Annotated in this window: 22 protein-coding genes and 2 tRNA genes; 10 read left to right on the top strand and 14 right to left on the bottom strand. The window is 41.9% G+C overall.

The window, feature by feature from the left end:
- Positions 1-50: 50 nt before the first annotated feature.
- Positions 51-689, bottom strand: a complete 639-nt coding sequence (gene purN, locus L4D20_RS07165; protein ID WP_428800897.1) for a phosphoribosylglycinamide formyltransferase — start codon at positions 687-689, stop codon at positions 51-53.
- A 2-nt stretch (positions 690-691) separates the two neighbouring features.
- Positions 692-1,732: a phosphoribosylformylglycinamidine cyclo-ligase gene (gene purM / locus L4D20_RS07160; RefSeq protein ID WP_428800896.1), complete on the bottom strand. Its 1,041-nt coding sequence runs from the start codon at positions 1,730-1,732 to the stop codon at positions 692-694.
- A 177-nt stretch (positions 1,733-1,909) separates the two neighbouring features.
- On the opposite strand from purM, the gene upp reads away from it, so the two are divergent.
- Positions 1,910-2,536, top strand: a complete 627-nt coding sequence (upp, locus tag L4D20_RS07155; protein ID WP_428800895.1) for a uracil phosphoribosyltransferase — start codon at positions 1,910-1,912, stop codon at positions 2,534-2,536.
- A gap of 91 nt (positions 2,537-2,627) precedes the next feature.
- On the opposite strand, the gene rluF is transcribed toward upp, so the two are convergent.
- The 3 genes from rluF to L4D20_RS07140 form a co-directional block, all read right to left on the bottom strand.
- Positions 2,628-3,614 carry a 23S rRNA pseudouridine(2604) synthase RluF gene (gene rluF / locus L4D20_RS07150; protein ID WP_428801271.1) on the bottom strand — a complete coding sequence of 329 codons (987 nt, stop codon included), beginning with the start codon at positions 3,612-3,614 and terminating at the stop codon, positions 2,628-2,630.
- 192 nt (positions 3,615-3,806) lie between these two features.
- Positions 3,807-4,388, bottom strand: a complete 582-nt coding sequence (smrA, locus tag L4D20_RS07145) for a DNA endonuclease SmrA (RefSeq protein ID WP_428800894.1) — start codon at positions 4,386-4,388, stop codon at positions 3,807-3,809.
- Between the two features lie 180 nt (positions 4,389-4,568).
- Entirely contained in the window at positions 4,569-4,709 is a 141-nt protein-coding gene (locus L4D20_RS07140) for a DUF3149 domain-containing protein (protein WP_428800893.1), read from the bottom strand.
- A gap of 273 nt (positions 4,710-4,982) precedes the next feature.
- Here L4D20_RS07140 and L4D20_RS07135 point away from each other — a divergent pair.
- Both L4D20_RS07135 and L4D20_RS07130 read left to right on the top strand, forming a co-directional pair.
- A tRNA-Pro gene (locus L4D20_RS07135) sits at positions 4,983-5,059 on the top strand.
- A 731-nt stretch (positions 5,060-5,790) separates the two neighbouring features.
- Positions 5,791-8,442, top strand: a complete 2,652-nt coding sequence (locus tag L4D20_RS07130; protein WP_428800892.1) for a beta-N-acetylhexosaminidase — start codon at positions 5,791-5,793, stop codon at positions 8,440-8,442.
- An 86-nt stretch (positions 8,443-8,528) separates the two neighbouring features.
- Here the strand turns inward: L4D20_RS07130 and L4D20_RS07125 are convergent, their stop codons facing one another.
- The gene (locus L4D20_RS07125; protein WP_428800891.1) at positions 8,529-9,395 is read right to left on the bottom strand and encodes a TraB/GumN family protein; all 867 of its coding nucleotides are present in this window, start codon (positions 9,393-9,395) and stop codon (positions 8,529-8,531) included.
- 503 nt (positions 9,396-9,898) lie between these two features.
- Between L4D20_RS07125 and L4D20_RS07120 the strand changes: the two genes are divergently transcribed.
- Entirely contained in the window at positions 9,899-10,630 is a 732-nt protein-coding gene (locus L4D20_RS07120) for an oligogalacturonate-specific porin KdgM family protein (protein ID WP_428800890.1), read from the top strand.
- Between the two features lie 101 nt (positions 10,631-10,731).
- Here L4D20_RS07120 and L4D20_RS07115 read toward each other — a convergent pair whose 3' ends face one another.
- Positions 10,732-11,172 (bottom strand): DUF411 domain-containing protein, encoded by a 441-nt coding sequence (locus L4D20_RS07115; RefSeq protein ID WP_428800889.1) that lies wholly within the window; start codon positions 11,170-11,172, stop codon positions 10,732-10,734.
- Between the two features lie 8 nt (positions 11,173-11,180).
- The gene (locus L4D20_RS07110; protein WP_428800888.1) at positions 11,181-13,928 is read right to left on the bottom strand and encodes a heavy metal translocating P-type ATPase; all 2,748 of its coding nucleotides are present in this window, start codon (positions 13,926-13,928) and stop codon (positions 11,181-11,183) included.
- Positions 13,929-14,455: 527 nt separating this feature from the next.
- Here L4D20_RS07110 and L4D20_RS07105 point away from each other — a divergent pair.
- From L4D20_RS07105 to gltX, 3 genes are all read left to right on the top strand, one after another.
- The gene (locus L4D20_RS07105; protein ID WP_428800887.1) at positions 14,456-15,868 is read left to right on the top strand and encodes a multidrug transporter; all 1,413 of its coding nucleotides are present in this window, start codon (positions 14,456-14,458) and stop codon (positions 15,866-15,868) included.
- 56 nt (positions 15,869-15,924) lie between these two features.
- Positions 15,925-16,290 (top strand): DUF2799 domain-containing protein, encoded by a 366-nt coding sequence (locus tag L4D20_RS07100; RefSeq protein WP_428800886.1) that lies wholly within the window; start codon positions 15,925-15,927, stop codon positions 16,288-16,290.
- A 104-nt stretch (positions 16,291-16,394) separates the two neighbouring features.
- Entirely contained in the window at positions 16,395-17,825 is a 1,431-nt protein-coding gene (gltX, locus tag L4D20_RS07095) for a glutamate--tRNA ligase (RefSeq protein WP_428800885.1), read from the top strand.
- Positions 17,826-17,900: 75 nt separating this feature from the next.
- Here the strand turns inward: gltX and L4D20_RS07090 are convergent, their stop codons facing one another.
- From L4D20_RS07090 to L4D20_RS07080, 3 genes are all read right to left on the bottom strand, one after another.
- Positions 17,901-18,407: a Fe3+-citrate ABC transporter substrate-binding protein gene (locus tag L4D20_RS07090; RefSeq protein ID WP_428800884.1), complete on the bottom strand. Its 507-nt coding sequence runs from the start codon at positions 18,405-18,407 to the stop codon at positions 17,901-17,903.
- Positions 18,408-18,572: 165 nt separating this feature from the next.
- Positions 18,573-18,649 (bottom strand) — tRNA-Arg (locus L4D20_RS07085).
- Between the two features lie 38 nt (positions 18,650-18,687).
- The gene (locus L4D20_RS07080) at positions 18,688-19,821 is read right to left on the bottom strand and encodes a flagellar assembly protein FlgT (RefSeq protein WP_428800883.1); all 1,134 of its coding nucleotides are present in this window, start codon (positions 19,819-19,821) and stop codon (positions 18,688-18,690) included.
- 197 nt (positions 19,822-20,018) lie between these two features.
- Between L4D20_RS07080 and L4D20_RS07075 the strand changes: the two genes are divergently transcribed.
- The gene (locus tag L4D20_RS07075; protein WP_428800882.1) at positions 20,019-20,654 is read left to right on the top strand and encodes a FlgO family outer membrane protein; all 636 of its coding nucleotides are present in this window, start codon (positions 20,019-20,021) and stop codon (positions 20,652-20,654) included.
- A 9-nt stretch (positions 20,655-20,663) separates the two neighbouring features.
- Positions 20,664-21,095, top strand: a complete 432-nt coding sequence (gene flgP, locus L4D20_RS07070) for a flagellar assembly lipoprotein FlgP (RefSeq protein WP_428800881.1) — start codon at positions 20,664-20,666, stop codon at positions 21,093-21,095.
- 224 nt (positions 21,096-21,319) lie between these two features.
- On the opposite strand, the gene L4D20_RS07065 is transcribed toward flgP, so the two are convergent.
- The 3 genes from L4D20_RS07065 to flgA form a co-directional block, all read right to left on the bottom strand.
- Positions 21,320-21,745 carry a flagella synthesis protein FlgN gene (locus tag L4D20_RS07065; RefSeq protein WP_428800880.1) on the bottom strand — a complete coding sequence of 142 codons (426 nt, stop codon included), beginning with the start codon at positions 21,743-21,745 and terminating at the stop codon, positions 21,320-21,322.
- 80 nt (positions 21,746-21,825) lie between these two features.
- On the bottom strand, positions 21,826-22,143 hold the full coding sequence (gene flgM / locus L4D20_RS07060; RefSeq protein WP_428800879.1) for a flagellar biosynthesis anti-sigma factor FlgM: 318 nt from the start codon (positions 22,141-22,143) through the stop codon (positions 21,826-21,828).
- 105 nt (positions 22,144-22,248) lie between these two features.
- A complete protein-coding gene (flgA, locus tag L4D20_RS07055) occupies positions 22,249-22,995 on the bottom strand; it encodes a flagellar basal body P-ring formation chaperone FlgA (protein ID WP_428800878.1) in 747 nt (248 codons plus the stop codon).
- A gap of 76 nt (positions 22,996-23,071) precedes the next feature.
- Here flgA and L4D20_RS07050 point away from each other — a divergent pair, with 76 nt between their 5' ends.
- Positions 23,072-23,998 carry a chemotaxis protein CheV gene (locus tag L4D20_RS07050; RefSeq protein ID WP_428800877.1) on the top strand — a complete coding sequence of 309 codons (927 nt, stop codon included), beginning with the start codon at positions 23,072-23,074 and terminating at the stop codon, positions 23,996-23,998.
- The last annotated feature ends 11 nt before the right edge of the window (positions 23,999-24,009 follow it).

Here is a 24,009-nt window from a genome sequence, read left to right as displayed (position 1 = left end):
GTATGTACATCAACCCTTTTTAGTTTCAAATCTCTCGAACTTGAAAGTGATTATTTTTCAGCGTAGCCGTGAATACCGAGTTTATTGTCATCTAGAAAAGCTTTGCCGCCTTCCATTTTTAAACGACCTTCAACAAACCACTGAGCTACAAGAGGATAGATCTTATGCTCTTGAGTTTGAACTCGCTCAGTCAACACTTCCACGTTATCTTCATCAAAGATTGGCACCTTCGCTTGTAAGATAACTGGACCGCCATCAAGCTGCTCTGTCACAAAGTGAACACTAGTACCGTGTTCTTCATCACCTGCGTGAATGGCGCGCTGATACGTGTTCAGACCCGGATACTTTGGTAGCAGAGAAGGGTGGATATTGATCATTCGCCCTAAGAAGTGGCGAACGAACTCTCCACTCAGGATACGCATGTAGCCTGCTAAAATAATCAAGTCAGGTTGATACTCGTCCATTTGACGCATCAATTCCCTGTCAAATGCGTCGCGGGTATCAAAGGCTTTAGGATCTAAAAAGATACCTGCCGCCCCTGCCTTTTTTGCTCGCTCAAGAGCATAAGCATCGGCTTTGTTTGAAAAAACAGCTGTTACCTTGCCGCTATCAATACTGGCTTCACACGCATCGATAATCGCTTGCAAGTTTGAACCATTCCCTGAAACTAAAACAACAATGCTCTTCATATTTACTTGATCTCTACTTGTTCTTCGCCAGCATCTGCATTAGCGATTTCACCAATAACCCAAGCGTTTTCACCTTCTTGTTGAAGAAGTGCTACAGCCGCTTCAGCTTGGTCTTTAGGTAGAGCAACAACAAGACCAACACCACAGTTAAATGTACGGTACATTTCGTGAGTCGTTACGTTGCCTTTCTCTTGTAGCCAGTTGAAGATAGCAGGCCATTCCCAGCTTGAACCATCAACCACTGCTTTCGTACCTTCTGGAAGTACGCGAGGGATATTTTCCCAGAAACCACCACCGGTGATGTGAGAGATCGCATGGATATCGTGCTCTGCTATCATCTTAAGTGCTGATTTGATGTAAATTTTCGTTGGCTCTAGTAGGTGCTCACCAATAGTGCGACCTTTTAGTTGCTCGTTCTTGTCTGCGCCAGATACTTCAAGGATCTTACGAACAAGAGAGTAACCGTTTGAGTGAGGACCGCTAGATCCTACTGCGATTAGAGCATCACCCGCGGCAACTTTAGTGCCGTCGATAATGTCTTCTTTTTCTACAACACCAACACAGAAGCCAGCAACGTCGTAGTCTTCGCCTTCATACATTCCCGGCATTTCAGCAGTTTCACCACCAATAAGTGAACAACCAGCTTGGATACAACCTTCAGCAATGCCAGTTACAACATCAGCAGCAGTATCAACATCTAGCTTGCCTGTTGCGTAGTAGTCTAGGAAGAATAGTGGCTCGCCACCTTGAACAATCAGGTCGTTTACACACATTGCGACTAAGTCGATACCAATGGTATCGTGCTTGTTCATATCCAAAGCAAGGCGAAGTTTAGTACCTACGCCATCTGTACCTGATACTAAAACAGGTTGTTTGTAGTTCGTTGGCAGCTCACATAGAGCACCGAATCCACCAATACCACCCATCACTTCAGGGCGACGAGTGCGTTTTACAGCACCTTTAATTCGATCAACAAGCGCATTGCCTGCATCAATATCAACACCAGCGTCTTTGTAGCTAAGAGAAGAGTTATTAGCGCTCACAGGGAAGTCCTCGGTTTTTAGTTGGATATGAAAACGGCGCTATTCTACCAGTGCTTAATCATAAAGAGCAAACGTTTGCGCAGGTTTTTTTATTGATCTCTCACACCTGAATTCTAATTCGTTATCATGTATAATCTGAGGGTTTGTTTAAAAGTACCTAAATTGTCGGAGAAGAAAATGAAAGTGGTTGAAGTTAAGCACCCTCTTGTGAAACATAAGATTGGTCTAATGCGAGAAGGTGACATCAGCACGAAACGTTTTCGTGAGCTAGCTACAGAAGTTGGCAGCTTACTTACTTATGAAGCAACTGCTGACTTTGAAACAGAGAAAGTTACTATTGAAGGCTGGAATGGCCCTGTAGAAATTGATCAGTTAAAAGGTAAAAAAGTAACAGTAGTACCTATTCTACGTGCTGGTCTAGGCATGATGGATGGCGTACTTGAGCATATGCCAAGCGCCCGTATCAGTGTTGTTGGTGTTTACCGTGATGAAGAAACACTAGAGCCTGTACCATACTTTAATAAGCTTGCATCAAACATCGATGAGCGTATTGCTCTAGTTGTTGATCCAATGCTTGCTACTGGCGGTTCTATGATTGCAACGATTGATCTATTAAAAGAGCAAGGTTGTACTCAATTTAAAGTGTTGGTATTAGTTGCGGCACCAGAAGGGATTGAAGCTCTTGAGAAAGCGCACCCAGATGTTGAACTTTACACAGCTGCAATTGATGAAAAACTAAATGATAAAGGTTACATCGTTCCTGGTTTAGGTGATGCTGGTGACAAAATCTTTGGTACTAAGTAATCGTTAAGGTAATCTAGCTTAAGTTAGAGTTACTTAACAGAGAAAAGGGAGCTGATGCTCCCTTTTTTATTGTTCAGGTTTTACTGAGACTCTATTTTTTTAAACTCAATGTTCCAGATTTACGTTGGTGAGTCGCTGAGCCGCTGCTGCTTTGAGAGCGTTCACTGCTTGCCCCACGCTCCGGTCTTACTGGAGCTTTGCCGTGGAAGTTTTTCTTACCTTTATTTGAATTTGGCGCATGGCGAAATTCATCGGCATTGTTGCCTCTAAAGGTGCGAGTTTTTTGATTACGTCTCGCTGTGCTTATTTGATTCTCTTCACGACTATCAAACAGCTTAGCGTCAGTTGCACGACGAATACGTACACCTTTAGCATCATTCTTAGACGCATCTTCTGTTCCGCTTGAATCTTCACACATTGCATGAATTTCATTTACTTCAGCATCGCTTAGGTAGCGCCACTTACCGTTTGGAATATCGTCAATCGAAATGTTCATGATGCGTACGCGGCGAAGTTTAAAGACTTCATAGCCTAGCTCTTCACACATACGGCGAATTTGACGGTTAAGACCTTGTGTCAGCACTATACGGAAAGAGAACTTGGTCTCTTTAGTTACTTTACAAGGTAGCGTAACGGTATCGAGAATATGAACACCCGCAGCCATGTGCGTTAAGAAGGCATCGGTAATCGGTTTATCGACACGAACCACATACTCTTTTTCATGATTATTGCCTGCACGTAAGATCTTATTAACAATGTCACCATCGTTAGTTAGAAAGATAAGACCATCAGAAGGTTTATCTAGGCGACCAATAGGGAAGATGCGTTTGTGGTGGCCGATAAAGTCGACAATATTACCCGGAATATCACGCTCAGTCGTACAGGTGATCCCTGTCGGTTTGTTTAGCGCGATATAGATAGGCTTTTCTTTTGAACGAACGGGTTTGTGATCGATACAAACATCATCACCAGAGAGAACTTTAGTTCCCATTTCTGGAATTTTACCGTTGATAGTGACTCGACCTTGCTCAATCAGTCTGTCGGCTTCTCTGCGTGAGCAAAAACCTGTTTCGCTGATAAATTTGTTTAGGCGTTTCCCATCAGCTTGAGCTTGGGAGTTGCTTTGATGAGCAGATGAATCTTTTTTGAATGCAGACGATTCTTTTTTAAATGTAGACATAGTGACCTCGTTACGTTTCACAACGGATTAATGTTAAGCAATGCGATACGCTGCTTATTTATTGGGCGGAGTGTATCATTTAGTTGAAAGTTATCCCATTCGTTTTTGATGACGCTCTCGATTCTCGGTTTTTTTATCATCACTTTTTCTAAGCATGACATAGATAGCACCAGACCCACCGTGTAGTTGCTGCGCACTATGCGCACACTGAACGTCTTTTATTTGTGTCATCCAACTCGCGATGTGGCTTTTCATTAACGCTGGTGGGTTCGACTGTGCGCCTTTTCCATGCACAATGAGGACAGTGCGAATATCCCAGCGCAAGCACTGTTTGAGAAACTTAACCACTTCTTCTCGCGCTTCTTTGAGTGTTTTTTTATGCAGATCTAATTTGGCTTGAATCGGGTATTTTCCAAGGCGGAGCTTTTTGTACACGCCGTGCTGAATACCATCTTGCTTATATTCAATGATATCTTCAGGTTTAATTAGCGGCGCGTAATCAATAGAAAGGTATTCAGGATCATCTTCGGTTAACCAGATTGCCGCTTGCTGTTTTATTTGCTGGCCAACAGAGACACTGTGTTTCTTCTTTAGCTCTGCAGTGTCGTGAGTAATGGGCTTTACATCCCCCATCATTTCTTGGAAAAGTGAAAAATCGTCATCATGAGACATAAGTGAATCCCCAATAATCAATAATATTGAGAAGATTAATTTGGATGGAGTAAGGTGTCTAGGGAATTTTGAGCAATAAAAAACGGAGTAGGTGAGGTGCCTACTTCCGCTCAATAAATAGAATTTCTTTGCTGGTGCTATCAATGCACCCTAATTTATTTCAGTTCGTTCTCTATCTCTCTAGCTAGGCTCTTCGTCTTTATAGATCTTGTAAATGAAATAACCCGTGTAGAAAAGCATAAGGCTTATGGTGATAAAGATGACTATCATTGATGATAAGCCAACTGCGTTGCCAAATAAGAGCTGTAGCCAAAAGTCCATAATCTATTCCTTATAGATAAACATGCATCAATGTTACGTAGAGGTTAACGAATGCTTACTGATCTAGATCAATACCTATACAGGTGATGAATGAATGATTTAGGTGTTGTGTTTTTGGTCACATTTAAGTTGATTAATTGGGTGATTGATAAAAGTTGGATAGTAATTAATCGAACGGTTTTATTTTTCAAAAAAAAGGCTCAAATGGCTTGCGTTAACTTAGATAATCAGTAATATACGCATCCGTTGACAGCGAGAAGCTGAACAACATCTCGGTGAATAGCGCAGCTTGGTAGCGCATCTGGTTTGGGACCAGAGGGTCGGGGGTTCGAATCCCTCTTCACCGACCACATTAAAAAAGCCGCAACAGAAATGTTGCGGCTTTTTACGTTTAAGCTTGATAGAAATTATTGAGTACCTGTTTGTGAAAAGAGGATCGGGGGTTCCCTTTGGTTTAAACGAAAGCCTCTTCACCGACCACATTAAAAAATCCGCAACAGAAATGTTGCGGATTTTTGCGTTTTAGCTTGATAGAAATTATGGGGTACCTGTTTGTGAAAAGAGGATCGAGGGTTCCAGTGGTTTAAATGAAAGCCTCTTCACCGACCATCTTAAAAAAGGCGCAATAGTAATGTTGCGGTTTTTTACGTATATAAGAGCCATTAAATTTTTAGTTTGAGTTAAATTACCTTCGGCAAAATTGTTAAAGCAAAACTATTTAACGTCTTTTGACGAGCTGGAATATGTGATCTTTATCTTGTTTTGGTCGTAAAGGGTTGTTTGTTGATGTTTTTAATATTTATTTGTCGTGAAGTTGATCAAACCTGATTAAGTACTTTGATTGTTTTTTTGTGAATACTGTCACTGATATAAACGTTAATAATGAATTGTCGCTTTTGACGTAGATGGTAATCAATTGATATTTAACGATAATTTATTTATCAAAATCTATGAAATGTGATCGATATCCTTTTGGTGATTTGATTATTTTACCGCTAGAAATAAGTTCTGTTAATTTGACGGCGACTTTTCGGGATTCTATTTGGGCTCCCATTTCAAACTATTTTTTAGGGTAGGTAAGATGTTAAAACATTCTCTTATTGCGGCATCAGTTCTCGCGACGCTGTCAGGCTGTTCTTCTTTTGAGCCGTCAGAGCAGCAAGTTGTAAATTCATTAGCTGATAATTTAGATATTCAATACCGTGTACTGACGAACCACGGGGCTGTGGATGGTTTAGCCTGCCAAGACCTAGGTGCTGAATTTGCTTCATGTAACAAAGTAAATATGACTTTGCATAATGACGGCAAAGCCATTGATTCAGCCGATTGGGCTATTTATTTCCACAGCATTCGCTTAATCCTCGATGTAGAGAATGACCAATTTAAAGTCACTCGCATTACAGGTGATTTGCATAAACTTGAACCGACAAAACAATTCCAAGGGTTTGACGCTGGAGAAGAAGTCACGATTCCTCTCATTGGTGAATTCTGGGCGTTGTTTGAAACGGACTTTATGCCAGGCGCATTTGTTTCAGCGCCAAACACAGAACCAAAGCTGATTGCCTCTTTAAATACTGAAGATACCGCATCATTTGTTGCAGGCTTAGAGGGTAATAACCTTAAACGTACACCAAACGATAATAACGTGATTGCTACTGCTATTTCTCGCTTTGAGAAGAACTCTGATGTAGAGGCCCAGAATGTAGAAAGCACGTTATTACCATCTCCAATGCACATTGAAGCAGGAGAAGGAAACTTAACGATCGCGAATGGCATTGCTCTTCCAAAATTAGCGTTTGAAGCAGATCAATACGGGGCTCTTGAGGCTCGTTCTAATGTTATTGGGTTAAATATCAAGGGCGAGTCACCAGTTAGCGTAGAGCTTTCTCCTGCAGAATTTGAAGATGACTTAGCCGTTTCAGGCGCTTATAACTTAACGATTACTGAAGCAGGTATCGAAATAACGGCGTTTGATAAAGCAGGTGCATTTTATGCCGTTCAATCGATCTTCGGCTTGGTGGATAGCGATAACGTTGAATCTTTACCAACGGTTGAAATCCAAGATGCGCCACGCTTTGATTACCGCGGCATCATGGTCGATGTTGCGCGTAACTTCCATACCAAAGAGGCTATTCTTGCAACACTGGATCAAATGGCCGCGTATAAGATGAATAAACTTCATCTTCACCTAACCGACGATGAAGGTTGGAGGTTGGAAATCCCTGGCCTACCTGAATTGACAGAGATTGGCGCTAAACGTTGCTTTGACTTAGACGAAAAAACTTGTCTGCTTCCTCAGCTAGGTTCAGGTCCAACAACAGACAACTTCGGAACTGGTCACTTCACTCGCGAAGATTACATCGAAATTTTAACCTATGCGAAAGCACGTAATGTCGAAGTTATTCCCGAACTTGACATGCCAGCACACGCCCGTGCTGCAGTGGTTTCAATGGAAGCACGTTATGAGCGATTCATGAGTGAGGGGGATATTGAAGCGGCAAATGAATACAGGTTGATGGATCCAGAGGATACCTCGAATGTTACAACGGTTCAGTTCTATGACAAGAAGAGCTTCATTAACCCTTGCCTAGAATCTTCGACTCGCTTTGTCGATAAGATCATTACTGAAGTTGCTGCTATGCATGAAGAGGTGGGAACTCCACTAACAACATGGCACTTTGGTGGTGATGAAGCAAAAAATATTAAATTAGGTGCGGGTTTTCAAGACATCAATGCTGAGAACAAGACGGACTGGCAGGGCAGTATTGACCTAAGTAAACAAGACAAGCCATTTGCTAGATCACCACAATGCCAAAACCTAATAGATAAAGGCACAGTGAGTGATTTCGGGCACTTACCAAGCTACTTTGCCGAAGAAGTATCGAAAATGGTGGCAGAAAATGGCATTCCAAACTTCCAAGCTTGGCAAGATGGCCTGAAATACAGTGAAGGTGCAGAGGTTTTTGCAACTGAAAATACTCGCGTCAATTTCTGGGACCCTCTGTATTGGGGCGGCAGTGCGTCAGTGTATGAAGAAGCTTTAAAAGGTTATGACGTAGTTGTTTCTAACCCAGACTACCTTTATATGGACTTCCCATACGAAGTAGATGCAAAAGAGCGCGGATACTACTGGGCAACACGGGCAACCGATACACGTAAGATGTTTGCTTTTGCTCCCGAGAATATGCCTCAAAATGCAGAAACGTCGGTAGATCGCGATGGTGATGGCTTTGTTGGTAAAGGTGAAATTGAAGCAAAACCATTCTATGGACTATCAGCTCAGCTTTGGTCAGAAACAGTTCGTACCGATGAGCAATACGAATACATGGTATTTCCTCGTGTCTTAGCGGCAGCAGAGCGTGCTTGGCACCGTGCTGAGTGGGAAAATGATTACAAAGTTGGAGTTGAATATTCTCTAGAGACAAACCTAGTTGATCAAAAAGCACTGCATGATGATTGGGCTCGCTTTGCTAACCTTCTTGGTCAGCGTGAACTAGCTAAATTGGAAAAATCAGGTATCGACTATCGTTTGCCTGTTCCTGGGGCATTGATTACTGATGGCAAACTCTCAATGAACTCACCATTTCCAGGAGTCGAATTACAGTACTCGTTAGATGGAGAGAACTGGTTGGCTTATTTAGGTAAGCAACAACCGAGTGTTGAAGGCGAAGTCTTTATTCGTTCAATCTCAGCATCAGGCGAGCGTGCTAGTCGAGTTACGTCAGTTAAGTAAAGCGTAGTAGTCGGCATAAAAGCCTCCATTAAAGGAGGCTTTCTCTACATTTATAGGATTAGGCTGTACATGGAGGCTCGTTGACTCTAAGTGAAGTTACAATCGACGCGTTGGCTATGGGAAAGTTTCTTAATAGAAAATCCACGGTTTTGTAGCTTGTCGATTAAGTTTCCTTCACCAACAAGATGTAACGCACCCACCACAACTAGGAATCGATCTGAGTTTTCATCGAGGAAATCACTGCTGTCGAGCTTGTTTGCCCAGTCTTCATTTCGTTCAGTAACAAAGACTCTTATAAAGTCATCGGAAATTTCACTGGTGGTCGAAAATTCTAACAAGTTATCTGTATCACCAGCTTTCCAGCTATCTATAAGACAAGCTGTCATTTTCTCGTTTTGATGATATTCATCTAACGCAGCGAATAAGAGGTCTTCTCCATCATTTGGTAAGTTCGCGATGAGATCGATTTGAAATTGCATTGGTTCTAGGCCAATGATTGGCGTTTCCTGCAAGACAGCTTTGTACATCAGCTTATGATCAACCCCTTGGCTTGGTTCATAACCTAGTAGGTTAAGTTTGCCCATTTGGATAGCGAGAGCAGCGCTCCATGGTGGGAGGGAGAGCAAGGTCGATTCAGCGATCCCAAGCTCCTCACTTATAATTTTTAATTGAAACAGCTGAGCGTCATTAACAAGATCGTTTACTTGGTATTTATTGGTAGGGTAGACAATGTCATTAGTTTTTCGTGTATCGGTTTCTAATATTAGCCCTTCACTACTTTCTAAAAACTGAGTAACCGCTGCTGGTAGTGGGTACATGCTTTCGTTTCCAACATGAATTGAGCCTAAAATCATTAGCTCTTTATTTCCCTTCTTAGCTAACCAGTAAAGAGGCTCGCTGATTGCAAATGAACTAAACAACAGAAGTAAGAGAACAGCAGAAAATAAACGCATGATATGGCACCAATAATGAAATTTTATGACTGATGAAAGAATAACGATAGAAGCATGAGATTCCAAGGAATGAACATAATCACACAGTTGATGATTGAAAGGGTATGGATTGATACAGCCATCAGAAACAGGCGATCTCATTAAAAGTGTGATCAATGCAGTGTAATTGTGATTAAAGACTCTCAGAACAGTCAAAGCAGATAAAATGAGTGTGATCGAATAGGCTGTTTCTGTCATTTATCTCATCAATTTAACGATCAATATCACATCATTTTTTTTTATATCTTTTTTTAACTTAGTAACTTATTGATTCCTTAGTCTTAATTTGCGACGCACATCAAGATGGTGAGCTGGATCACCGTATCAATACAATTTATTTTTCAATGCGAATTAAATCATGCACTATCTGTCTCAAGCCAGGAAGGCAACCCCAATTAACGACTTGATGGTGAGTGATTTACCAAGAATAAAGTCGTAACCCAATTTTAAAAAGGCAGTTAATTATGAAAAAAATTATCGCTCTAAGCGCTCTTTCTCTTGCTTTCGCTTCAAGCGCATTCGCTGGTTCTTCTTACGTTACTGGTAACGTGCAATTCCACAGCGATGACCTACACGGTTCAAAAGCAACTTCTACACTAGAAGCTGGCCACACATTTGATAACCAGTTTGGCGGCCTTACTGTTTACACAGAGTTTGATGGCATTCAACTTGGCGAACTAACAACTGAACGTACAGTTGCTAACTCAAACGGTTCTTCTTCTAACCCTTACGTTACTGTTGGTGGTGAGCAATCTTTCTCAATCAACGACAACCTTTGGGTTGCTGCTGGTTACCAACACCTTATTCATGAAGGTGATACAGTTCAGTACCGCCCACTAGTTAAAATCGGTTACAACTTCGATAACGGTATCTCTATTAGCAACCGTACTCGTGCTCACATTGACGAAGGCGATGCTAAAACTGATTACCGCATGGATAACCGCATTGCTTACACAATCAACGAAGATGTAGCAGTAAGCTACAACAACGTTTATGTAATTGCGAACAATGAATCTTGGGATGGCTCTAGCTTTAAAAAGCAAGACGGCATGGATCACGAGCTTCGCGCAACTTGGACTCGTAAAGGCGTTCAACCATACGCAGAGTACCGCAGCCAAGCTAACGGTATTAAAGACGCTACTGGCTCTAAGATCGATAACCACGCATTCGTAATTGGTGCAGCTTACGGCTTCTAATCAAGCTTTAAAGTTTAGTTTGTCCAAACTAAAGTCCTAATAAAAGAGCCCAGCAATTGCTAGGCTCTTTTTGTTTATATGGAATTTTAAATTAGAGAGTATTACTTGCCCTCGTAGTGACGGTACTCAAACACTTGGCCTTGTTCATTGAACGCGTAAACAGAATAGGCGTCTTGCTTATCGCCATACTCCATACCTGGAGACCCCATTGGCATGCCCGGAACCGCCAAACCTTTGGCATTCTTCGGTGGGTTTTCTAAAAATGAATGGATATCTTCAGCCGGTATATGCCCTTCAAATACATAGCCATCAATCTTAGCGGTATGACAAGAAGCGAGCTTTGGCGTAATACCAAACTTCTCTTTAATTGGGTTCATATTCTCGTGCAGCTCTTCTTTTACAGTAAAGCCGGCTTCTTCCATATGCGTTGTCCAGTCACCACAGCAGCCACAGTAAGGCGACTTATGATTAATAACATCCGCAGCGAGGACATTAGCAGAGAAAGTTGTGATAAGTGCTAGTGTGAGTGTTTGTAATTTCATAATGACCTCTATGATTTGAAATTAGGTTTAAATAGTCGTAAGCGATTTGCATTACTAACAACGGTAATTGAGGAAAGCGCCATTGCCGCGCCAGCAACAACGGGACTCAATAAAAACCCAAAGGCAGGGAAGAGTACACCTGCGGCAATTGGGATACCAAGTGAGTTATAAATAAACGCACCAAAAAGATTCTGTTTGATATTGCGAACGGTCGCCTTAGATAGATCAATAGCATTAACAACAGCAAGGGGAGAGGAGTTTAAAAGTGTCATTTGAGCGCTCTCAATCGCTACATCACTGCCACTTCCCATTGCAATTCCCATATCAGCTTGTGCAAGAGCTGGTGCGTCATTAACACCATCTCCAACCATCGCCACTTTACTGCCATCTGCCTGAAGGTGAGTAATATGCAACGCTTTTTCATCAGGCAGGACTTGTGAGATAACACTATCAATGCCCAGTTCGGTTGCAATCGCTCGAGCAACAGCTTGGTTATCACCAGTTAGCATTACTGTTTTTATCTGCTGTTGTTTTAGTGCTGAAATCGCGGCTTTCGCATCTTCTTTAATAGAGTCAGAAAGGGCGATAACGCCAATGAGCTTATCATTTAGGCTAACAGCTATTGGCGTCCAAGCGCTCTCTTGGCACTGTTTGATAGCACTTTTAGCCTCATCAATGTTTATCTGCTGTGACTCTATATAAGAGAGTGAACCCACAATCAGTGATTGGTTGTTTAGTTTGGCGGTTACCCCTTCTCCTTTTAGATTCTGGAAATTTTCAATCTCAAAAGCGGTTATATTTAGAACAGTTGCTCGTTTACTGATGGATTTTGCCAGTGGATGTTCAGAGTGTCGTTCTGCACTGTAGGCGTTTTGAAGCAGTTCACGTTCTGTCACACCAAAGGCAAACAGTTTTTGAACCTCCGGAGTACCTTGTGTCAACGTTCCCGTTTTATCAAATACTACTGTGGTAATTTTGCTTGCGGTTTGAAGAACATCAGCATCTCGAATTAATATTCCCATTTCGGCTGCTTTTCCAACTCCAACGGTCACGGACAGTGGCGTTGCAAGCCCAAGTGCACAAGGGCAAGCAATAATAAGGACAGTCGTCGCGACAATGAGCATGTAGCTTAGTTTTGGTTCAGGGCCCAAAAAGTACCACATAGAGACTGCAACTAATGCAATGGCGATGACAACCGGTACGAAAATCGAGGAGATTTGATCGGCAAGTTTGGCGATTTCTGGCTTACTGCTTTGTGCTCGGCGAACCAGTTGAATGATTCGAGCAAGCATAGTGTCTGAGCCAACACCTGTTGCCGATATGGTTAAACTACCATCTTGGTTCAAAGTGCCGGCCGATACATTATCGTTAATCTGTTTTAATACCGGAATCGACTCGCCAGTTAACATTGCTTCATCTAAATAGGACTCACCACTAAGCACGATGCCATCAACCGGTATTTTTTCACCGGGGCGAATCCTTAATACCATGCCTTTTTGAATCGCTTCCACTACAATACTCTCATCACCTTTTTCGGTTATCAGTGTGGCGGTTTGTGGCTGAAGGTTAATCAATGCTTGCAGAGATTGTGTGGTTTTGGCTTTTGCCTTTGCTTCTATATAGTGACCTAGAGAGATTAAACCAAGAATCATCGCAGTCGCTTCGAAATAGACGTGCCGAGCATTTTCAGGAAACCAAAACGGCACCAACACCATCAGCATTGAATAAAGCCAAGCAGCACCTGTACCTAAAGAGACCAAACTGTCCATGGTTGCACGACGGTGAGTGAGGGCTTTATAAGCATTAACATAGAAAGAACGGCCAGAAGTCGCCATTAAGAGCAGGCATAAAAGGCCAATTGCTCCCCAAACAATCTGATCGCCAACTGAGCGAATCATCATATTCCCACCAAGCATGCCCCAAATCATTAAAGGCCCACCAATTAACAGAGCATAGAAGGATGCGTTTTTATGGATTTGCTTTGATTGCTCTAGGTGAAGTTTCTGTTTCTCTTGAGCTGAGAGTGGGTCATCAATAACTTCAGCGTCGTATCCAGCTTGTTTAATAGCAAGAATAATGGCTTTTTGAGTGGAATTAGAAGAGTCTGACACTTCGATAATGGCGCTTTGCTCTGCAAGATTAACCTGTACTTGTTCAACGAAGCTTACTGAGTGGAGCGATTTTTCAACAGAGGATACACAACTTGCACAGGTCATTCCGGTAAGGGAGAGATGAATAGAATCGAAGTGGTGTGTAGAGGCTTGTTTGATTGCTTCCGGTACCGTTTTATTTGAAGGCTTATTTATATCTTCGCCAGAGTGAGCCTCTCCGCTGCTTTTTCCCACGCTGGTTTCGTTAGCTTGTACCGCATTCTCTATCTGTTGAGCACTGAATCCAAGTGAAGAAACTAGCGATTGTACCTCACTGCTCTTTGTAATCGAATTAACAGTGAGTTGATCTTTGGTGACTGAGAATTCAGCGATGGTATTTTGCCGTTCAAGCAGTTGATTGAGTTTTCCTACACAACGTCCACAGCTTAGACCTGACAACTTATAATACAGCTGTTGTCCCGCTTGATAACCTAGAGTTTGAATAATAGCTTCGAGTTGACGGTATGACGCTTCTGATTCAAGAGTGATCAGGTCCTTTGTCAGTTCATGGGTAATAATTTGGTGCTCTTCCGCTATAGCTTGCTCAACTTTTCGAGCGCAACCGAGACAGTTTAAACCGATTAAGGGTATTTGATACCGATTCATCCCAACATCCTCACTTTCTATCACTGAAAATAAGCATAAACCTTAACTTAAGGGGAAGGTCAAGTGGCAAGATGTTTAAAACTTGCATCATGCTATCACCACTGAAATGTCATCTTACTGTCAGGGCGTGAATTATTGATATGAGATCAAGGTCAACGTTTCAACTCGGTGAATATAAAACGCTAAATAAATAACAAAAAACGATGTGATTTAGATCGGTTGACGAGTCGTATTTTGGTAATTTTGTGTGATCTTGCGTGCTGTAGCTCATTGTAAAGGCAAATTAATGGTTTTATATTTCCTTGTAACTAATTGATAGTAAGCGGTTTATGTTTTTTTGTGTAATTTTGATTTGAAGTGTGTCGAATAAAAAATTGCTTTATTTTTTATAGGAAAAAAAGTTTGCAATATTTGCCCTGTCCATGAAAAGCAGCGCAATGTTAGGCAACTATCTAGTCCAGTAGTTCCGACCATTGAAAACAAAATTATAAATAAAACTCCTATTTATTGGGAAAGGGTTAATAGCAATGAAAACTATATTTAAGAAGTCTCTAGTAGGCGCAGCGGTATCAACCATAATGTTAAGCGGAGCGGCTTTTGCAGCAGACCCAGTTGGCCCTGAGTACGCTTCACTATCAAATGAATTTTTCGATGACTCAACAGTATCTGGTACAGTCGCATTTTGGATGCGAGACCGTACGCGTGGTGACGTTGATGAAAACGGCAATAGTACTGGCAAAACACCTAATTTAGATCATGGTTCAATGTATCTATCTTTAGGTTTTAACTCTGGTTATGTGGCCGATACTGTCGGTCTAGATCTTAATGTCTACTCGACATTTGACCTATATAACAATGCATCTCCAGATCATGAAATGAACTTCTGGGGTGTAAATAACCCATATGATATGACCCCTACAGGTAGCAGTGGTTGTTCGTCAATTGAAGGCGAGGGGAATATGTGGGATTCAGGTTGTACTGATAATGGTGCAGCAATTCAAACAGCAGCTTTAAAGTTTAAGTTTGGTGATTCTGTAACTGCGAAAGCTGGTTACTTCCAACCTAGCGTTCCTACTGCTATGGGTGTGAACTGGTCATTTGCTGCTGGTACTTACACGGGTGGTGAAATTGGAGCGACGTTCGGTGATCTTGCTCTAGGTGTTGTTTATGCGAATGAATACCGTGCGCCATGGTTCAAAGATAGCTACGAGTTCCGTGATGGACAGAATAAAGATGCGGGTGATGCATACTCTATTGGTGCGCACTACACTATTGCCAACGGTACCATGTTAGATGTTGCTTATGCAGGACTTACTGATGGTGACCGTAAAAATGCTCACGTTAAATTAAAGCATAATACAGCCGGCGGTTGGTATCTATCTCCACAAGTTTACATTATGGATGATGAAGACCAGTATGATAGCACTGCATATCAGTTCGCGTTCCTATCTTCTAAATCTGTAGGCCAATATAACTTCCGTATGGAAGGTACGTATACCTCTGCTGATTCATCTGATACTCGCGGGCACACTGGAAACTTTGCTTACCGCTTGACTGAAGCATACGGTGGTTCAAACGGTGCGTACGATATTTGGTGGAATAACCGTTCTGACTTTAACCACGATGGTGAAATCGGCTTCTTTGGTCAGTTAAGCCGCGACTTCTCTGATATTGGTGCTCAAGGCTTCAGCGCTGGTTTCAACGGAGTTTATGCATTTGGTGCAAAAGCAGCTGGTTATGACGAGCTAGTAGAATACTCAGGAAGTGTCTTTGCGAACTACGCTATTCAAAGTGGTGCGCTTCAGGGTGCTAACCTAGGCATGTACTTCACTAAGTACGTGAATGATTCAGATGCTCCAAACTGGACTGGCTACTCAAATGCATTCCAAGATGAGAATGACCTGAAAGTTACTCTGGTTATTCCTCTATCAATTAAATAATTTACCGTAATGCAAAGCCCCACTAATCTGGGGCTTTTCTTCTTTTTGGAGATAAAATGAAGTTACTAAAAATATTAGTATTGGTTTCTGTTCTTAGTGGTTGTTCGTCGACTGGTTCATTGAGTTATACAAATATTGGTGAAAGAACAGCAAATAGAGGAGAGCTTCAGCTTACATTTGATGAGTTAACTGAGTTTGAAGGCAATAAGGGTTTAACTGAGCAACAGTATGCTGAATATAAAATAGGGTATAAGGTTGGAAAGGATAGCTTCTGTGATGTAAATAATGCCTTTCAATGGGGCTTAAAAGGAAACCGATACCAAGAACAGTGTTCGGGGTATCAGACTGAACCACAATTCCGCTATGAAGTTGAGCGTGGTTTCAATCGCTTCATTAGCCCTGAGGATAAAAGCCGACATTGATGTATAAGCATCATTGTAGTTACTGATATTGGAGTGATAGAATACGCACAAAATTTAGCTCACGCTGAATGATTCAGCTTGAGTCTTTAATAAAGGTATTTTAAATGACGGTTAAAACGCGTTTTGCTCCTAGCCCTACAGGCTATCTTCATGTTGGTGGTGCTCGTACTGCACTTTACTCTTGGCTTTTCGCTAAAAACCAGGGCGGTGAATTCGTACTGCGTATTGAAGACACTGACTTAGAGCGTAACTCTCAAGAAGCAGTTGATGCGATCTTGGAAGGCATGACGTGGATGGGTTTAGAGTGGAATGAAGGCCCTTACTACCAATCAAAGCGCTTTGACCGTTACAACGAAATGGTTGATACACTTCTTGCTAATGACAAAGCGTACAAGTGTTACGCATCGAAAGAGTTGTTAGATGAAATCCGTGCTGAGCAAGAAGCGAATAAAGAGATGGCTCGCTACGATGCTAGTCACCCGAAAGTGATTGCGGCGAATGAAGCAGCAAGCGAAGACGATGCTTGTGTTATCCGCTTCCGTAACCCGAAAGAAGGCAGTGTCGTATTTGAAGATCAAATTCGTGGCCGTATTGAAATCGCTAACAGCCAACTGGATGATTTGATCATTCGTCGTACCGATGGTGCACCGACTTATAACTTCGTTGTTGTTGTTGATGACTGGGATATGGGTATCACACACGTTGTTCGTGGTGAAGACCACATTAACAACACTCCTCGTCAAATTAACATCTACGAAGCACTAGGCGCACCTGTTCCAACGTTTGCTCACTGTGCAATGATCCTTGGTGACGATGGCGCGAAGCTTTCTAAGCGTCACGGCGCTGTTTCGGTAATGCAATACCGTGATGAAGGTTACCTTCCAAATGCACTTAATAACTACCTAGTTCGCTTAGGTTGGTCTCACGGTGACCAAGAGATTTTCTCTCAAGAAGAGATGATTAACTTGTTTACGCTAGATGCAATCAGCAAGTCGGCATCAGCATTCAACACTGAAAAGCTTCTTTGGTTGAACAATCACTACATTAAGACTTCTGAGCCTGAATACGTTGCAGAATATCTGCAGTGGCATTTAGATGAGCAGAAAATTGACATCTCAAATGGTCCTGCTATTACAGAAGTTATCAAGCTAGTTGGTGAGCGTTGTAATACGCTTATAGAACTTGCAGAACAATCACGTTATTTCTACGAAGACTTCTCTCAGTTTGAAGCTGGCGCAGCGAAGAAGCATCTACGTGGTGTTGCTAAAGGTCCACTAGAGTTAGCACTAGCTAAAGTTGAAGCACTTGAAGAGTTTACAACAGTGAACATCAAAGAAGGTGTGATTGCTGCGGTATGTGAAGAGCTAGAGATCGGCATGGGTAAAATCGGCATGCCACTTCGTGTCGCAGTAACTGGCGGTGGACAATCTCCATCGGTTGATGCTGTTATCGAGCTTATCGGTAAAGAGCGTGTAATTGCTCGCATCAAGATGGCGCTAGCGTTCATTGCCGAGCGTGAAGCTAACGCTCAATAAGTCTGTCTTATTGAATAATAGAACCGCAGTCTGAAAAGATTGCGGTTTTTTGTTTATGGAAGAAAACAACACTGATTACTTTAAGTCGATACTGTTTAAGCGTCCCATAAACTCCAATATCTCAAGATTACCTTTATTAGCCTCGAGCAGAGCTTTTTTGGTCTTGCTGTAAGCGCCTAAGCGGCCATGCTTACTGATAGAGCAGACAACACTTCGATAAACTAACTTCCCATCACTGTCATAAGTGCGCCAAGCGGCAATATAACACTCATCTTTTTTATTTGGTTCATCTCGTGTCGGGCGAGGCTTGAAAATAATCTTAGGCTCTACGGAGTGTGGTAAGCGAGTCATTAAGTAGGGGTCTTTAAGCAAGCGACGCCAAAACTTCCCCCACATCTCACTGCCGAGTTCATTGCGAAGCTTAATCGCTTTCTTCAGGCCTTTCTTCTCACCAATGCGAACATACCCAACAGAGCGATGTAGAACAGAATCGTCGGGGGCGTGGATATGAATTTTATACGCTGTCTTGGCTTTTGAGATAAAGCGGTGGCCAGTATTCGTAATTAGATTGCTTTTCTTCATTATCTTATGATTAGTTGTAATGTTGGTGGCTGCTGTACAGTAAATACCTTAGCGAATTGTTAAACAGTCTACTTCAATCATAGTTGCTAAAATCAGAGCAGTGTGAGGATTTTATAAGGAATAAAAATGCCTCAGTAACATAAGCTACTAAGGCATTGTTTTATTTGGCGCTCTCTGTAGGATTTGAACCTACGACCTGCCCCTTAGGAGGGGGCTGCGCTATCCGGCTGTGCCAAGAGAGCATGTTCTAGGGTTGGTTTATGGTGTAGACAACACAGTCTTATAATATTTTGTGCATAACATCACCAATTTGAATACTGCCAGCTAACTCTTGTTGATCAATTTTCAGCTCAGCTTCGTGCTCATAGACTCGTGATACCGTCAAAGTAATATCGCTTTGTGAGACCTTATTTCTAGGTAAGCCATTTTGGTCAATGAAGGACCCAGTGTGCCAAAGTTGCAATTGATCTCCCTCTTGCACACCATGTAAACGGCCCAAATCGATGGTGACTAAATTACCAAAGCGAGCAACAACTTCAGGTAAACTGATTTTGCATGACACTTCAGACTCTAAATCCAGCATGATATTACGGCTTACACGAAGCATCATCTCACCATAGGTAGAGGCCCAAAAACGAGCACTCTTGGTATCTATTTGACTTGTTTTCGCGAAAGGCCACTTAGCCACTTCTCGATAATTTCGGTTATAAACTTCATGACCTGTTTTTCCATCGAATATTTGCATTTCTAGTGCAAACTGACGGTTTATTACATCGTCCCGTATTAAGTTTTTCTCAACCGTTGCTGTTAGATCTGTGATTACACCACCAAGAATGTATTGAGCACCGGTGTCTTGAGCGATCATTTTCAAACGTTCTGGGAAGCGTTTGCTGATCTCATAGTCGGTTGTACCAACAGAAACGAAGCTTGAAGACTCTTGATCAAGCTGACGATTAATGACATGGGCAAAATCATCACCAACACGATATATTTGCCCCATGACCGCTTGTTGGGGAGCGGCAAGATCAATGTTGCCGACTAAAAATGTCTTCTTATATTGGCTAACATGGCAACCTGTTGCCGATGGGTATATATCAATCCGGGCACGAACAAACATGACATTTTTTCTAACTCGTTGCTCTTCAACTAAAACGTAACGTACTTCATGGTTTGTGAATTGATACTCTTTCTTACTGCTTTCTAAAAAGGGCCTTAGATTACTAATACTGCCTATATCTGCCCCTGAAAAGCTTACCGCCTTAAAAATGGCGTCTTCTAGCGCATGAACTCTCGCCACCTCTTCCGATGAGACAACGGTAGATACCCCGGTCACTTCATACCATGCTGCATGTACTGTTGCTGGAAGCATCAACGAGTAAAGCATTGAAAATATAAGAATAATGTTTTTTTTCATTGTAATTCGCCGTTTGGGTATAAATATTGCACTTTATTTACTAGCTGATTTAGGTGTTGCCTTTCTTTTTCGTAGCAGAGTTAGAAAAGCAAGGAATGTTCCACTTTTTATGAATTGCAGAATGTATTAATGAAGAAGTTCATTGAGTTCTGAATAGCGAACATTTCAAGGCCTTAGTATATCTGGAGATTAAGATAATGAAAAAATGGTTATTGCTAGCACCTGTGGTATTTTTGACCGCCTGTGCCTACGGCCCAATTTATAATGGTAAAGAACCCTATTCTGGTTCTCAGTTTATGTTGATGGAAAGCCCACGTCATACGATGGACTTTTTCGTTGAGAGTATGACTGATGACCTCGTTATATCAAATACTAGTGTATCGGCACGAACCCCTATTGCGGTGACATCGTTTGTCGATTTACAGAATATGGACACAACGAACTGGTTAGGTAATTCGGTTTCCGAAGGATTTATTCATCAGTTCCAACGTCGCGGGTTTAAAGTTGTTGATTTCAAAACAACAGGATCAATCCAAGTGACACAGCAAGGTGACTTTGCATTTAGTCGAGATTGGAAAGATCTCGCTCAAGAGCAGGAGATTCAATACATCCTCACTGGCACTATGTTGAGACAAGAGGGCGGAGTTCTAGTCAATGCCAGAGTCGTTGGTATGCAGTCACGAGTGGTTGTTGCCACTGCGCAAGGCTTCTTACCTGCGGATCGTATTGGTCGAGATCTTGATACGTTGAATTCAATGCGAACAGAAGACGGTGTGCTGATTCGTTCTGACCCAACGATGACGTCATCACATACTGTGATATTACGCCCTTAGGAGCTGATCATGAGTAAATGGATAATAATGCTTACGGCATTGATGATGGTTGGTTGTCAGCCCCTACAGAGCATGCGCGATGACCATTGGTTAACAGCAGTCGGTTATGCCAGTATTGGTGAGCAAAAAGGGACGAATGCCGAAGAGAAGCAAGTCCGTGCCATGCGAGCATCGAAAATTGATGCTTATAGAGAGCTAGCTGAACAGGTCTATGGTATGCGAGTTAGTGGACGAGCCGATCTTAAAGATCAGCGTTTAGGCACAGAGCGCACATCTGGTGCTGTAGATGGTGTTATCCGTGGTGCGGAAGTCGTGAGAAGCTATAAAGTCGGTGATAGTTACGTGACTGAGTTAAGGCTTGATATTGAAAAAATGGATCAGCTTAGAAGCTACGGTGATGTCCAGCAAGTGCCAGAAAAAAGACAGCAGACTCTTTTCTAAAGTATTAAAGTACTATTTATTGTTAGATTGTTCTCCAGACATGAAGCGCTATAGCTTTGATCAAATATGAGTCTATTGATGGCATTAAAAAACGGCAATGTTAATTGCCGTTTTTTTGTGTCTGACGTTTAGAGGCAAGCTAAGTCGCTAATCAACGAAATAGGCAACTAGGTGAGCAAATAGCCACTTAGTGAGCAGATAGCTACTTAGTGGGCAAATAGCTATTAAGCCTTAATATTCGTGCCTAATGTTGAAAGGGTGTGGGTTTGGCCGCCTGCATTATAGGTCATGCCTATTTTACCGTGACTTTGCTGCATCATGTTATTAAGTTTGTTATAGCTTAGTTGAGCACGTTGCAGTGCCTCGCCATTAACTAGGTTAGCTTCTTGACAGTCATGAATAATGGAGCGAATTTGACTAACGATCTGTTTTAAGTGCTCATCTTCTGTAAGGCTAGAAACATCTGGATGAGTACTTATACGTTGATCCGTTTGCTGCAATTGATTTATTAAGGTGACTTTCTCTTTTGCTAATTGTTCTATATCGGTTGAGACGCGTTGAGTAATAGCCACTTTTTCTAGTGAAAGTAGCGCTGACAGGTCATTTGCATTTTTTAGTTGGAATTCGACCAAACTCGCGAGTGCTGCCATATTCTAGTGTCTCTTGCCAATAACTCTATAAACCAAATTTTAAACGATTAGTTTGAACAGGGTTTATAAAATACTATTCATTAAAAACCGCCAAGCTCTTTTTCAAACTTGATCATATTGTCTGCCAGTTTTTCTGAATCAACGGTATATGAGCCATTCGCAATCGCTTCTTTAATTGCAGCTACTTTTGCTGAGTCAAAACTGGGCTGTGTTGCCATTTGATTGTGCATCTCACCGATCTCTTTACCTTGCTTACTAAGAGAAACTGCGTCTTGTTTAGAACCACTCGATTTATCGGTAGATTCTGTCCTGCTCGATGCATTAGATTCAGTACGATTAGCGTTGCGCGTTGACGATGTCATCGTATGCCCGCTTCGTATGTTATCTATACCTGCCATATGTTAGCCTTTTTTTAAATAAGAACCTGTACAGTCACTATCGACTATCATCACAATTACTTTAGTACTTTTACACCTTTAAAAGGGAAAAACATTTAAACGTGACTAGAATTGAACCGTAACCTCACCGATTCCGGTTACTCTTCCTTCAATTATACGGTTGGATTTGGTATTTTTCACCCTAATCTGCTCCCCAGCTGCGCCATCTGATAGAGCGGTACCTCTGGTTGTGATCGTCATCCCGCCTTTATTTGCCTTTATCATGACTGTTTCATTTCTACAAACGACACAAATATCCCGATCTTGAATAACACTGCCAACATTAAGGTTTCTTTTTACTTTTGCCCCAACGACCATATTTACAGAGGAAAAACCTTGCCGACGAAAACGGTGTAGGTCTACCATACTAATAGTTACATCATTAGCGGTGATAATTTGGCCTCGGTTTAGTGGCGAAGCTAGCGTGACTTGTGGGCCAAGTGTCGTCAGCCTGACGGGAACGTAGAGCCTCCAGTTATCTTCTTGGCACTCGACTAAAACGGTGATGTTGCTAGATTGGCTGTTGAGTGTAGAAGAGGAAGTCTGCAAAGGGGTAGGGCAATCAGTGGCAAAAACTCGAGAGTCAATATTTGCTGCAGATACTTGTAATTCGCCTCCAGCAGGTCGTTCTATATGATTAAGTATATAATTTTCGGCACTTTGTTGTATGGCCCCAATTTGTTCATTTGTCGCTGATTGAGCAAAAAAACTAAATAAAACCAATAAAAAGCAGATAGACTTGCAATAAAATGTATAGAAAGCTCTACACTTAGTTATGGTAACTAAATACCAATGTGATTTAGAATATATCATTCTGTTTCTCTGGTTTTACATAGCCTGCAGTAGACTAACACTTTTTGGGATAAAAGTTTGATATGGAGATGAGCTTATGACCGGTATTCTTGATTCAGTGAATCAGCGTACACAACTTGTCGGTCAAAACCGATTGGAACTACTGACGTTCAGACTAATGGGACGTCAACGTTATGGTATTAACGTATTCAAAGTAAAAGAGGTCCTTCAGTGTCCGAAACTTACTTCAATGCCAAATTTACACCCTCTGGTTAAGGGGGTTGCTCATATCCGTGGTCAAACCATTTCTGTTATCGACTTAAGTCTCGCTATTGGTGGAAGACCAACGACGGATATCGATAAGTGCTTCGTTGTTATTTCTGAATTTAATCGTACTATTCAAGGCTTCCTTGTTAGCTCAGTCGAGCGCATTATTAATATGCACTGGGAGTCGATTTTACCGCCACCAGATGGTGCGGGTAAGGCAAACTACTTAACTGCCGTTACCAATATCGACAATGAACTTGTTGAGATCCTTGATGTTGAGAAAATTCTTGCAGAAATCGCGCCAGTTGATGAGCAAATGGATGAATCCATTGGTCAAGATATTGCCGAAGCTGAAGCAGAAAAAGAGATTGTACGTAGAATTCTCATTGCCGATGATTCAACTGTTGCACGTAAGCAGGTTGAAAGGGCTATTGTTTCAATAGGTTTTGAAGCTGTATCTGTTAAAGATGGTAAAGAAGCGTATGATAAGCTTGTAGAAATGGCCGCTGAGGGAAGTATTTATGATCAAATTTCCTTGGTTATTTCAGATATCGAAATGCCAGAGATGGATGGTTACACCCTAACGGCCGAAGTTCGCCGTAACCCTGACCTTAAAGATCTGTATGTGATTTTACACTCATCGTTAAGTGGTGTCTTTAACCAAGCGATGGTTGAGCGGGTGGGTGCTAATGCATTTATCGCTAAGTTTAACCCAGATGAATTGGGTAATGCGGTTAAAACTGCACTAACAAAATAAAAGAGATATTA

The organism is Vibrio kyushuensis (assembly GCF_050337325.1).
Taxonomy (GTDB): Bacteria; Pseudomonadota; Gammaproteobacteria; order Enterobacterales; family Vibrionaceae; genus Vibrio; species Vibrio kyushuensis.
The sequence above is the reverse complement of the archived record's forward strand: the minus strand, read 5'-3'. Positions and strand labels throughout refer to the sequence as shown.

What these genes read in the sequence shown, in the direction of transcription:
- purN (WP_428800897.1), bottom strand. Translation starts at nt 689, where the DNA reads ATGAAGAGCATTGTTGTTTTAGTTTCAGGGAATGGTTCAAACTTGCAA.
- upp (WP_428800895.1), top strand. Translation starts at nt 1,910, where the DNA reads ATGAAAGTGGTTGAAGTTAAGCACCCTCTTGTGAAACATAAGATTGGT.
- smrA (WP_428800894.1), bottom strand. Translation starts at nt 4,388, where the DNA reads ATGTCTCATGATGACGATTTTTCACTTTTCCAAGAAATGATGGGGGAT.
- L4D20_RS07140 (WP_428800893.1), bottom strand. Translation starts at nt 4,709, where the DNA reads ATGGACTTTTGGCTACAGCTCTTATTTGGCAACGCAGTTGGCTTATCA.
- L4D20_RS07130 (WP_428800892.1), top strand. Translation starts at nt 5,791, where the DNA reads ATGTTAAAACATTCTCTTATTGCGGCATCAGTTCTCGCGACGCTGTCA.
- L4D20_RS07125 (WP_428800891.1), bottom strand. Translation starts at nt 9,395, where the DNA reads ATGCGTTTATTTTCTGCTGTTCTCTTACTTCTGTTGTTTAGTTCATTT.
- L4D20_RS07120 (WP_428800890.1), top strand. Translation starts at nt 9,899, where the DNA reads ATGAAAAAAATTATCGCTCTAAGCGCTCTTTCTCTTGCTTTCGCTTCA.
- L4D20_RS07115 (WP_428800889.1), bottom strand. Translation starts at nt 11,172, where the DNA reads ATGAAATTACAAACACTCACACTAGCACTTATCACAACTTTCTCTGCT.
- L4D20_RS07110 (WP_428800888.1), bottom strand. Translation starts at nt 13,928, where the DNA reads ATGAATCGGTATCAAATACCCTTAATCGGTTTAAACTGTCTCGGTTGC.
- L4D20_RS07105 (WP_428800887.1), top strand. Translation starts at nt 14,456, where the DNA reads ATGAAAACTATATTTAAGAAGTCTCTAGTAGGCGCAGCGGTATCAACC.
- L4D20_RS07100 (WP_428800886.1), top strand. Translation starts at nt 15,925, where the DNA reads ATGAAGTTACTAAAAATATTAGTATTGGTTTCTGTTCTTAGTGGTTGT.
- gltX (WP_428800885.1), top strand. Translation starts at nt 16,395, where the DNA reads ATGACGGTTAAAACGCGTTTTGCTCCTAGCCCTACAGGCTATCTTCAT.
- L4D20_RS07090 (WP_428800884.1), bottom strand. Translation starts at nt 18,407, where the DNA reads ATGAAGAAAAGCAATCTAATTACGAATACTGGCCACCGCTTTATCTCA.
- L4D20_RS07080 (WP_428800883.1), bottom strand. Translation starts at nt 19,821, where the DNA reads ATGAAAAAAAACATTATTCTTATATTTTCAATGCTTTACTCGTTGATG.
- L4D20_RS07075 (WP_428800882.1), top strand. Translation starts at nt 20,019, where the DNA reads ATGAAAAAATGGTTATTGCTAGCACCTGTGGTATTTTTGACCGCCTGT.
- flgP (WP_428800881.1), top strand. Translation starts at nt 20,664, where the DNA reads ATGAGTAAATGGATAATAATGCTTACGGCATTGATGATGGTTGGTTGT.
- L4D20_RS07065 (WP_428800880.1), bottom strand. Translation starts at nt 21,745, where the DNA reads ATGGCAGCACTCGCGAGTTTGGTCGAATTCCAACTAAAAAATGCAAAT.
- flgM (WP_428800879.1), bottom strand. Translation starts at nt 22,143, where the DNA reads ATGGCAGGTATAGATAACATACGAAGCGGGCATACGATGACATCGTCA.
- flgA (WP_428800878.1), bottom strand. Translation starts at nt 22,995, where the DNA reads ATGATATATTCTAAATCACATTGGTATTTAGTTACCATAACTAAGTGT.
- L4D20_RS07050 (WP_428800877.1), top strand. Translation starts at nt 23,072, where the DNA reads ATGACCGGTATTCTTGATTCAGTGAATCAGCGTACACAACTTGTCGGT.